2 protein-coding genes are annotated in these 2454 nt (G+C 71.3%); both read right to left on the reverse strand.

Going from position 1 to position 2454, the window contains the following annotated elements; genetic code table 11:
- Positions 1 to 121: 121 nt before the first annotated feature.
- A complete protein-coding gene (locus tag AB0L34_RS33585) occupies positions 122 to 1234 on the reverse strand; it encodes an AAA family ATPase (protein WP_357461726.1) in 1113 nt (370 codons plus the stop codon).
- Positions 1235 to 1249: 15 nt separating this feature from the next.
- A partial coding sequence (locus tag AB0L34_RS33590) for a VWA domain-containing protein (RefSeq protein WP_363709682.1) occupies positions 1250 to 2454 on the reverse strand: 1205 nt, incomplete at its 5' end.

The raw sequence follows: 2454 nt of genomic DNA on the forward strand, positions 1-2454 counted from the left end.
CCGCCGCCGCCCATGCGGGCGGGTATGACGGCGCCCGCCCCGCCACTGGCGGCGAGGGCGGGGGCGCCGGGGCCGCGCTGGGGGCGCAGCTCGCCGAACGGCCCGGCCTCGGTGGGCGCGGTCACGACAGGGAGGCGATGGCCTGGCGGCCGCCGTCGAGGAAGCCCTCCCAGGGGCCGCCGTCCTGCTTGGCGCGCGGTTCCACCACCCCGTGCAGGTACTTGTTGAGGATCGCCAGGTCCTCCGGGCTGCGCCGGGCCAGGGAGCCGACCAGCGACCCGGCCAGCGTCGCGGCGCGCAGGGTGCGGTCGCCGAAGAACTGGCTGTGCAGGATGGCGTCCTCCAGGACGCCGATCTGCTCGGCGGTGGACAGCGCCGACTCCAGCTTCTCGTCGTCGCTGGTCGCCGAGGAGGCGGCGGCGCGCAGGTCGGCGAAGCTCTGCAACAGGATGTCCAGCAGGGTGGGCGGCACGTCGAGCGTGATCTGGTGCCGGCGCAGCAGTTCCTCGGTGCGGAAGCGGACGATCTCCGCCTCGCTGCGCTTGTTGGTCACCACGGGGATCCGGACGAAGTTGAACCGCCGCTTGAGCGCGGACGAGAGGTCGTTCACGCCCCGGTCCCGGCTGTTCGCGGTGGCGATGATCGAGAAGCCGGGCTTGGCGAAGACGATGTTGTCGTGGTCCAGCTCCGGGATGGAGACGTACTTCTCCGACAGGATCGAGATCAGCGCGTCCTGCACGTCGCTGGTGGAGCGGGTCAGCTCCTCGAACCGGCCGACCACGCCCTGCTCCATCGCCGTCATGATCGGCGACGGGATCATCGACTCCCGGGACTGGCCCCTGGCGATCACCATCGACACGTTCCACGAGTACTTGATGTGGTCCTCGGTGGTGCCGGCGGTGCCCTGCACCACCAGCGTCGAGTTGCGGCAGACCGCGGCGGAGAGCAGCTCGGCGAGCCAGCTCTTGCCGGTGCCCGGGTCGCCGATCAGCAGCAGGCCCCGGTCCGACGCCAGGGTCACGATGCTCCGTTCGACGAACGTACGGTCGCCGAACCACTTCTGCGGGATCTCCCGGTCGAGCCCGTCGGCCCGCTCCGAGCCGAGGATGAACAGTCGGACCATCCGCGGGCTCAGCCGCCACGAGAACGGCTTCGGGTCGGTGTCGACCGACTCCAGGTAGTCGAGTTCCTCGGCGTACTTGACCTCGGCGGGGGCACGCAGCATCTCGGACATGAGGGGTTCGTTCTCCTAGGTGAGGAAGCTCTTGAGCTCGAAGACGAGTTTGCGGATGTGGCCGGAGATCACCGGCGTGCCCAGGTCCTTGAAGCGTTGCCGGAACCAGGGGTTGACGCTCTGCTGGCCCGAGCTGTTGACCGAGCCGACCGGGATGAACCGCACCCCGGAGCGGTGCACCGCCTCGATGCCGTCGAACAGCGGCTGGGAGCGGCCGAACTCGTAGAAGTCCGAGATCCACACCATGACCGTGTTCTTCGGCTCGACGATCTTGGGGCGGGCCATCGCCATCGCGACCGGGCCGTCGTTGCCGCCGCCCAGGTTGGTGCGCAGCAGCACCTCGAACGGGTCCTGCACCCACGGCGTCAGGTCCAGCGCCCGCGTGTCGAACGCGATCAGGTGCACGTCCACCTTGGGCAGCCCGGCGAAGATCGACGCGAGGATGGTGCAGTTGACCATCGAGTCGACCATGGAGCCCGACTGGTCCACCACCACGATCAGCCGGGCCGGCGTGACCCGGCGGGCCGTCTGCCGGTAGTAGAGCCGGTCGACGTAGAGGCGCTCGTCCTCCGGGCTCCAGTTGGTCAGGTTCTGCCAGATGGTGCGGTCGAGGTCGAGGTTGCGGTACACGCGCTTCGGCGGCACGGACCGGTCGACGACGCCGACGCTGGTCTGCGCGACCTGGGTACGCAGCACCTCCGCGACCTCGTCGACGAAGCGACGGATGAGCGCCTTGGCGTTGGCCAGGGCCACGCCGGAGAGGTTGGCCTTGTCCCGCAGCAGTTGCTCGATCAGCGACATGCTCGGCGTCAGCCGGCTGGCCAGCGCCGGGTTGGCCAGCACCTCCCGCAGGTGCATCCGGCGGACCAGGTCGCCCTCCAGGCCGGCGAGCACTCCGCCGAGGCCGTCGGTGCCGCCCTGCCGGCGCAGCCCCCCGGGCTCCAGGCCGAGCGCCTGCTCGAACCAGCCCGCGTCGGACTGCCACCGGGCCAGTTGACCGGCGTCGACCGCCCCGTGGCCGGTGGCGAACACGTTGAGCAGCAGCTTCGACACCAGCGCGGCGCGGCGTACCTCCGCGGTGCCCGGCCCGGTCGCCGGCCCGTCGCCGCCCGATCCCGCACCGCCCGACCCGGCGTCGGCGCCCGACCCGCTGTCGGCGCCCGACCCGCTGTCAGCGCCCGACCCGCTGTCGGCGCCCGACCCGGCGTCGGCGCCGGGCC

Source organism: Micromonospora sp. NPDC052213, from assembly GCF_040679695.1.
Lineage (GTDB): Bacteria > Actinomycetota > Actinomycetes > Mycobacteriales > Micromonosporaceae > Micromonospora.